We start from the raw sequence: 8,807 nt of genomic DNA on the forward strand, positions 1-8,807 counted from the left end.
ACGTGGAGGTGGACGCGGCGGCCAGACCCACACCCCGGCGCCCGCCGCGTCCACCTCCACGTCCACATCGACCCCGGCCCCCAAGAAACAGCAGCCGAAGAAGAGCGGGCCGCCCAAGTCCGGTACGAGCAGCGCCAAGACGGACACCAAGACAAGCAAGACCGCCAAGGCCGACAAGAACGACAAGAACGACAAGACCAAGAAGTCGGCCACCGGCAAGAACACGAGCACGAGCACCGGCACGAGCAAGGACGCCGGCAAGAGCGCGGGCCTCGACAAGGCGGCCAAGGGCCTCGACAAGAGCAAGAGTCCGGACAAGGGCAAGGGTCCCGACAAGGACAACAACAAGGCCACGGTCGTACAGCCGCCCGCGTCCACCGGCGGCACGACCACCACGACGACCCCGGCCTCTCCGTACGTCGCCCCGGCCGGCAACGCCGTCCCGACCCCCGGCGACGGCAACTGTCTCCTGTACGCCGTCATCGGCAGCGCGCCGCACCTGGTCCGCACCCACCTCCAGCAGGCGACCCCGACCATCGGCGCGGGCACCGCCGCCTGGCTCGCCCGGCCCGACGATGTACGGCAGACCCTCAGGACGGTGGCGGGGAACCCGCAGACGACGCACCGGGGAGCGGGCCATCTGCGGGCCGCACAGCAGGGGTTGCAGAACCTGGTGCTGGCCCGGCTGGCGGCGGCCGGCGACGGCAGCCGACCGCTCCCGGCCCAGGTGCTCGGCCAGCTCCGCGGCGTCCTCGCCGGCAACTTCACGAGGGCGGTGCAGGGCATGTCCGCCGCCCAGATCGACAACGAGCTTGTCCAGTACGGCATTCAGGGCGTGACCCATGCCGAGGACCTGGACCCGGTCGACCTTCAGACCCGCTATCTGCAAGCCGTCTCGATGCCGGGCGCCCCGCCCCCGCCGGCCGGCGCCGCGCCGAGCAACCGGCGGATGTTCGCCTATCTCCGTGCGGTGAACGCGCTGCCCACGCTCGCCACCATGACACCGGACGAGCGCCGCTCGCTGCTGATCGCCGGGTACCACCGGAGCACCGCCCCTCTCACCACCGACGAGGCGGACGTGCTCGAACACGCGGTGGAAAACTGGTCCGCCGCGTGGGCGCACCCGGTCGGGGACACCTTCCTGCCGCTGCTCGCCGACACCCTGGGCGCACCCATCCACGTCTTCCAGCCGATGCCCGCCGCCCTCGCCGGGACCACCACGGCCGGCGGTCCCCGGGGCATCGTGCTGCGCTACGGCCCGACCACGAACACTCCCGCGCTGGAGGTCCACTACACGGGCCTGAACCACTACAGCGCCAGCGACGTCCACCAGCCCGCCGTCACGCCGTCGAACGCGCCCCGGGGTCCGCAGGACGCCAACAGCGTTCAGCCGGGCGGTCGTTACCGTCCTGCGCCGACCCGGGATGCCGCTGACGACCTGCCCGCGTCCCGTGTCGTCGATCCTGCGCCGAAGGATTCTTGGTTCGGGTTGCGTGCGTATGCCCGTCCTGCCGTGCACAGCACGGAGCGGTTCGATCCGCACGCGGACCAGAGCAACGCGCCCCGCCCCGGTGTCCTGAGCGGTGCGACGACACTCGTCCGCACGCGTGTCCGTCGTATCCAGGCGCCCAACGGTCAGTGGGTCCGGGACTACACGCTCAACCTCCCGGTCACCACCAACAACCCCGTGCTGACCGGGCAGTTCAAGGACCGCATCACCGCTCTCCTGGACACGCATCTCAACTCCGGTCTGGAGCTGCCCAGTTCAGGTGACCAGCTGCACGTGACGCTCAATCTGATCGACGACCCGTCCCACCCCGAGGCGATCACCCTCACCCACACCACCGACCCGGCCCGCGCCGACCAACTCCACCTGGACCTGGGCCACTCGGACGCGGACCTCCTCCACGAGGCCCTGCACTACCTGGGCCTGCCCGACGAACAGCGCGACAACGACTTCCTGTTGCGCAACCACCCCAACAGCACCACCGTCCGCACCACCGGCCTGATGGCCGACACCCAGAACCCGGTGCACATCCCCCGCCGCTATCTCCGCACCATCGAGAATGTCACTGCGGCCGGCCCTCAACTCCACGACCATGCAGGCCAGTTGGAAGGCGGCCCCGTCCAGGACCCCGACACCACCCCCCTCCTCGACGTTCGTCCTCGCCTACGGCTCCCAACTGGACGGCAACGTAGGCCTGGTGCACCTGGAACCGCTGTCGGCGGAGGTCGTGAACGGGCTGCACCAACAGGTGATGACGGCGCTCGGGCTGGGGGGCGCGGCGGACACGCATCCCGTGCGGGAGCAGTTGCGGACGGTCGCGAGCGCCGAGGTGCTGGTGATCAACCTGCCGTATCTGCGCGGCAGTCTGGGCTTCCGGATCGCGCTGACCGTGGACGGCCGGGTCCGGAACGTGGATCTGCGCCTGCGGCTCGCGGACCCGGTCGCGTCGGCCCGGTACGGACAGGCCGAGGGTGCCGTGCGGGACGTACGGGTGGAGCGGCGTGGCATCGGTTCCCAGGAGTCGGTGTCGTCGGAGGCGTCCGGCACCATCCGTACCCTGCTGCTGCCTTGGACCGCGCTGTTCCCGGTGAGCAGGGCGATCCCGGTGCGCGGTGTCGACGCGGCGCTGACTCTCGCGCTGACCTTGAACCAGCTCTCGTCGAGCGCGTCGGTGACCTCGGTGGTGCAGTCGACGACGGCACAGCGCAGCAACGAGCCTTCGGAGCCGTACGACTTCACCGCCCTGTGGGACGTACGGCTGGACACTCCGGTGCTGGCCGCGCCCGTCACCTGGGGGGCGCCGCAGTCGCACGGGCCGGTGACCTTCTGGTTCCCGCAGCATCTGGCGCGGGACGAGGACGGGGAGTTGCCCGCGGCGGCGGATCTGGACATCCTTCCGATCTGGGGCGTGGACACGGTCGCGGAGCCGGGGCGGCTGCTCGCGGAGGCGTTGCAGCACTTCGACGCGCGGCTGCGGAACCTGGACAAGGACTCCCTGGCGGAGCTGGAGACGTTCCTGTCGGAGCCGTTGCTGCGGGGCACCCTGCCGATGCAGCGGGACCGGGGCGTCTTCTCGCCGGTGCTGCTCGACAGTTCGGGGCGTGCGGTCGGCATGTTCCAGTTGCTGACCGACGTGGAGGTGGGGGAGCCGCTGCGGCGGAGCGTCCCCGGGAAGATCAACCTGGAGAGCCATCTGACGCAGGTGGTGAAGATCGACGCCCAGTCGAAGTACAGCAGCGGTGTGTCGCTGTCCGGGAGTGTCGGTCCTGCGTTCACCGGCGACCACAGCGAGGGGCACCCGGACGCGTCCCGACGTCCCGGCGGCGGTGTGCTGGGGCGGGTCTCGGTCCAGGCGGGGACGAACGACGCGCTGACCCAGAGCGGCAGTGCGGCCCTGATGCACGCGGTGCGCACCAACCGCAGCCATCTGCTGGCACCGGCCCAGGTGCGGCACACCCTGGTGCTGCATCTGCCGGGCGGCGGACGGCAGACCTTCGACCCGGGCGACTGGCCGCGCGGTATGCATCTGCGGCTGCTGACCGCCGAGGACGCCCAGGGGCATGCCCCGACGGCCGACGAACTGCGGCGCCTTCCCGTGGAGTTGGAGCATCTGCGGTCGATCGGCAGCACGGCGACACCGCTCGGCGTGGACGGCACCGAACCCCTCTTCGTGCACGCCGAGAACTGGCTGCGCCGCGAGGGTTTCCTGCCCGCCGACACCAACGCGCGCAACCGTGTGCTGCCCGACGAGGCGTTGGTGCAGGCCCAGTTGAACAATCTGCGCCGGTTCGAGCAGACCCGCTCGCAGGTCGGGCAGCGGGCCGCGACGGACGCCATGGTGGACGGCGGCCACTCGCTCTTCCTGGAGATCCCGACCGTGAGCGGCACCCGCCGGGTGCGGCTCGTGCTCAGCGCGGTACGCGGCGCGGGCGGGAGCACGCACACCACGGTGCTGCCCGATGTGCAGGGCGTCGGTCTGTCCTCGCTGTCGACGGTGGCCACCGACCAGAACGGGTCGCAGTACGGGGCGTCGTACGGCGGCGGCGGTTCGTTCGGCGTGCCGGTGCGCGGCGGCGCGTGGACCGTCGGCGGCACCGGCGACCATGTGCGCTCCCACCAGGCGCAGCACGACAACAGCGCGCAGGTGTCCCTCGGGCACGACCAGCAGTTCATCGGCAGCGGCGAGGGACAGCGCAGCGAGGTGTTCGAGGTGCCGGCCGAGCTGGCGCTCGACCTGTACGAGGGACCGAGGGAGGAGCCCCTGGTGCGGTTCGCGCACGAGACGGTCCAGGAGCCGTACGTCCCGCACGGTGCCCCGCCACCCGGCCCGGACGACCCGCCCGCGCCTCCTCCGCCGGACCGGGTGCGGGGCGTGCTGCGGCTGTCGGTGCCGACGCACCGTACGCTGCCGGCCGACGAGCCCGTCCCGGCGGCGCCCGCCGCGCACACCGTGCGGGCCGCCACCGCCGCCGACCGCACGCTGCTCGACCTGACCGACGCGGACGGCGGCCCGCTGCCCGACTCGGTGCCGCTGCCCGACGACGCGATGGTGGAGGTGTTCCGGGCATCGGCCGCGCTCGACGACGCGTTCCGCGCGGTGCTCGGCAACACCTACCAGGGGCATCCGGCGCGCGGTCTGCTGGACGGCGTACGGGACGCGGTCGCGGAGCGAACTCCCGCGCCGGTGGTCCGTGTCGGGCGTGCCGTCGGCGAGTCGCTGGCCGGCGCCGCGGCCACCGACCTCACCACGGTGACGGCCGAGATGCTCACCGCCGCCCGCAGCCCCGCCGCCCTGTTGGCCCGCGGCCACCAGGTGTTCAAGGGCGCCTATGTGGTGGAGGGCCTCACCCTGCCCGGGCTCGCCGCGGACGAGGTGCTGTCGGTGGAGATCAGGGGCACCCTGCGCCGACCGCACGCGTCGGGCCCCGTCACCCAGTACTTCGAGTCCGGGCTCAGCGCGGCCGACGGCGCCGGACAGCAGCGTGGGGTGTCCGGCGCGTCGCAGTGGGCGGGCGGCGTCACCGCGGTCCGCAACAGCTCCTCGGTCCAGACCCCGGGCTCCGACCAGGCCGCGGGCAACGACGGCGACATCGGAGGCCTGGGCGAGGGCGGCACGATGCGCCGCCGCGCCGACGAACCGGCCCAGCAGGAGGGCGCCGCCACGACCGGTTCGGCGCCCCGCCCGGCGAGCCTCAATCCCTCGGGCCGCTACACCCGCACCACCCGCACCGACCGGTCACGGGCGCTCGCCTCCTCGACGGTCGTCAACCGCACGGCCACCGAGGCCGGCGCCCAGCACCGCATCGCGGCCGACGCACTCCTGCTGGTCACCTTCCGGCGCGGCCGCCGCAACGCCGTGGGCAACGCGTTCGGGCAGGGCGAGGGCCGCGCCGTGACGGTGGCGGTCGAACTCCCGGACGCCGTACGGTTCCTGGCCACCCCGGCGCAGATCCGGCGGCACGCCGCATGGTTCACGACCGTCCCCGGACTCACCGTGCCCGCCCCGGTACCGGGCTCCGTGCCGCTGCCGCGCCGCTTCGTCGCCTCCCGCGAGGTGGGCCTCGGCAGCGTCCAGGCGATGGACGAGTACACCGACGCCACCCGCACGGTGCAGCGCCCCGACCTACTGCGCCGCCAACTCCTCACCCTCATCGAGGACGAGGCCCCCGGCACCACCCGCCCGGGCCACTCGTCCTACCTCTCGGGCGTGGCCACCCGCATCGCGGACCTCACCTCCACGGCGGGCCTGCGCACCCTGGCCGGCCGAGGCCCCGGCCGCGTCCAACGCTTCCGCTACCGACACGTCGGCTACGGCGGCGCCCGCATCGTCGAGGTCACGCTCGAGGCCCGGCCGGACGCCGACGACCACGCGCTACGACTACTGCGCGGCCACCCGGCGGCAGCGGGCTCCGGCATCGAGCAGTACCACGGGCACACCCCGTCCTCGGTGACCGACCGGACCGCCGACAGCACCCGGCACTCCGGGTTCGCCCAGCTCCAGACCCGGCTCCCCAGGCCCACCGGCGGCCCCCGCACCGACCGCGCGGGCGCCCTGCTCAGCGCCGACACGGTACGCGGCAACTCCGCCCGGGTCACCCGGGCCGCCGAGGACCGGTACTGGCTGCGCACCGACAACGTCGTCGACTTCGACGGCGTCCCGTACCGGATCACCGCCACCGTGCGGTCCACGGTGACCGCCGACTGGCTGCTGGACCTGCCGGGCAGCGTGTTCCAGCACGGCGTGCTCAGCCTGACCGACGCGAACACCCCGCTCGCCGACCGCATCGCCCACCTCTTCTTCGGCCGCCCGACGCGCACCACCACCGTGCACACCGTCGCCGCGCTGCGCTTCACCGGCAGCGAGACCGCCGAACCCGCCCCGACCGAACGGCAGTTGACGGCAGGCCGCTCGGAACGCCGGCCGACGGCGACCGGGCACCGCTTCACCCCGGGCGGCCCCGCGCCGGTCTTCGGCTTCGACGCGGGCACCGAACTCGCCGCGGCGCTGGGCGAGGTGGCCCCGGCGCTCACCAACTCCTGGCGGTCGCTGGCCAGTTCCGACTCCGCGGACACCACCGCCGTACGGATCGGCGAACTCCTCCAGGCCGGCACCATCGCGCTGGACCACCCGCGCGGCCCCGGCGGTCTCACCACCACGATGCCGGGCGCCCGCCCCTTCCAGGGCGCCCCGGCCACCCCGCCCCGGCTCACCGTGGAGCTGTACCGGCCGCGCCCGGTGACCGACGCCGGCGATGTGACGGTGGACCGGGTGCGGCTCAGCACGTTCAGCGCGGGCTCCTCCTCGCACGCGGGCATCACCGGCGGCCTCTCGGCGCAGGGCGGCTTCAGCGCCGACGACTCCAACCGCCAACTCCTCGGCTTCACCGTGCCGGTACTGGCCCGCCAGGCGCAGGACCCGGGCGTGGGCGCGGGCGTCGCCGGCACCCGCCGCGAGTGGTTCAAGCACGGGAACACCAGCACCCCGGCCGGCTCGCGCGGCACGCGCAGCCACGAGATCGTCGCCGACGCGCTGCTCACCGTCCACGGCCCGAACGGCACCCGGTACGTGTCCGGCACGGTTCGGCTGCGCCCCCTGGAGCGCGACCTCCTCGGCCACGGCGTCACCACCCCGCGCACCGACCCGGGCGTGTACGACGGCGCGTCCCTGACCCGCGCGACAGCCGACGCCCAGGACCCGGACGGCCGCGCCCCCGACGTCCTGCGCGACTGGCGCACGGTACCGCTCCGCGACCTCCCCACCCTGCTGGCCCAGGGCATCGAGGCGGCCCAGACACCGGCGCCCGACACCGCCGCCCTGCTCCAACTCTGGCTGGCCACGGACGGCAGCGCGGAACAGACGGCCCGCGCCCTGTACGCGGCTTCGGGTACGGCCGTGCAGCTACGGCGGCCCGTCGAACTCGCCCTGCGCGACGGCGAGGGCGTGCGCTTTCGCCGGTTCGACGTGAACGGGGACCCGGAGGTGACGCCGGGGGTTGGCGACGAGGAGCCGCAAGACCGGGGTCCGAGCAGCGCGGGTCCGAGCAGCGGGGGCAGGGGCGGGGACGGCGCGAGTCAGAGCGACGTCGCGCACGACGCCGGCTGGACGGCCGTAAGCGATCAGATGCGGATGTTGGAGGCGGCCGGACAGGCGGAGGACGACGCCAGGGCGCGGGAGGCCCGGCTCCAGGAGCGGATGCCGGAGGCCCGACGCGTGCTGGCGGAGACGCTGCCGCCGGTGGCGCGGGCGGAACGGGACGTCTTCGACGCCGGTGCCGCCGCGGACACCGCGGCCGACCAACTCCTCCTCGCCGAGCGGGCCGTCACAGACGCCGCCGAGGTCGATCGGGAACGGCGCGCCCGCGTAAGGGAGTTGACCACGGATCTTCAGGGCCACACCGAGCGGGCGATGGACGCGACCCGGGCGGCGGAGGAGCTCCACGAGGCCGTCCGCACGGCGGAGGGAGAACTGAGGGCGGCGCAGGAGGCCGTACAGGAGGCGGCGCAGGCCGCGCGCGCAGCCGCGGAACGGGCCGCCCGGCAGTCCGCCGACTCGGCTGCGCAGGGCGGGAGTTCGGCTCGCGGTGAGGACAACTCCGCCTCGGGCGGGCCCGGTTCGCCCGCCCGAGNGGTCGTCGCGCGCGACGCGGCCCAGGAGGCGTTGGACGCTCTCGGCTTCGACATCACCGACACGCTCGCCGAGCAGGCCCGGCAGGCGGCCCGGCAGCGTCACGCGCAGCGGGACCTCGGCGATGTCGTGGCTCTGCTGGAAGCACAGCGCGCGGCGGCGGGCGACGGCACGGCACTCCTGACGACCGGTTCCCTGGCCGCCACCCCGGCCGCGTGGCCCGGTCGTACGCCCCGCCCGACACCGGCCCGCAGCGCTGCCCGTCCGACACCGGCCCGCAGCGGCGCCCGCCCGGCACCGGTTCGGAACGGGGCCCGTCCGTCGGCCGAACCGACGGAGGAGCCGGAGCGCGAGCCGGAGGTCGAGCCCCAAGCAGCGCCCCAGGAGCGGGAGTTGCGGCCGGGCGGAGCCGGGAACGAGGCCGGCGGGGAACCCGGAGGGATCCGTCACCGCGCCGCCGTGTCGCGGGCGCAGGGCCCGGAGACGTTCGCCCGTTCACTGGCCCAGTTGCTCACCGCCCCCGGCACCACCGCCTCCGACACCGCCCCCACCTGGCCCCGCACAGGCGACCCCCACACCGCCCTCCTCACCTGGGCCCAGGCCGACGTAGCGGCTCACGGCGCTCCCGACGACGCGGGGCTCGCGGCCCCGGACACCTCGGTGCCGACCGGCACG

Annotated in this window: 3 protein-coding genes; all 3 read right to left on the minus strand. The window is 74.0% G+C overall.

Annotated elements, in window-relative coordinates; all coding sequences use genetic code 11:
* A partial coding sequence (locus JHN45_RS49805; RefSeq protein ID WP_201056079.1) for a hypothetical protein occupies window positions 1-483 on the minus strand: 483 nt, incomplete at its 3' end.
* Window positions 484-957: 474 nt separating this feature from the next.
* Window positions 958-1,242, minus strand: a complete 285-nt coding sequence (locus JHN45_RS49810; protein WP_201056081.1) for a hypothetical protein — start codon at window positions 1,240-1,242, stop codon at window positions 958-960.
* A gap of 523 nt (window positions 1,243-1,765) precedes the next feature.
* Window positions 1,766-2,101, minus strand: coding sequence for a hypothetical protein (locus JHN45_RS49815; protein ID WP_201056083.1), 336 nt, complete (start codon window positions 2,099-2,101; stop codon window positions 1,766-1,768).
* Between the last annotated feature and the right edge of the window lie 6,706 nt (window positions 2,102-8,807).

This window comes from Streptomyces sp. MBT53 (genome assembly GCF_016654115.1).
Classification (GTDB): domain Bacteria; phylum Actinomycetota; class Actinomycetes; order Streptomycetales; family Streptomycetaceae; genus Streptomyces.

What these genes read in the sequence shown, in the direction of transcription:
- JHN45_RS49810 (WP_201056081.1), bottom strand. Translation starts at nt 1,242, where the DNA reads ATGCCCCGGGGACCGCCGGCCGTGGTGGTCCCGGCGAGGGCGGCGGGC.
- JHN45_RS49815 (WP_201056083.1), bottom strand. Translation starts at nt 2,101, where the DNA reads ATGGTCGTGGAGTTGAGGGCCGGCCGCAGTGACATTCTCGATGGTGCG.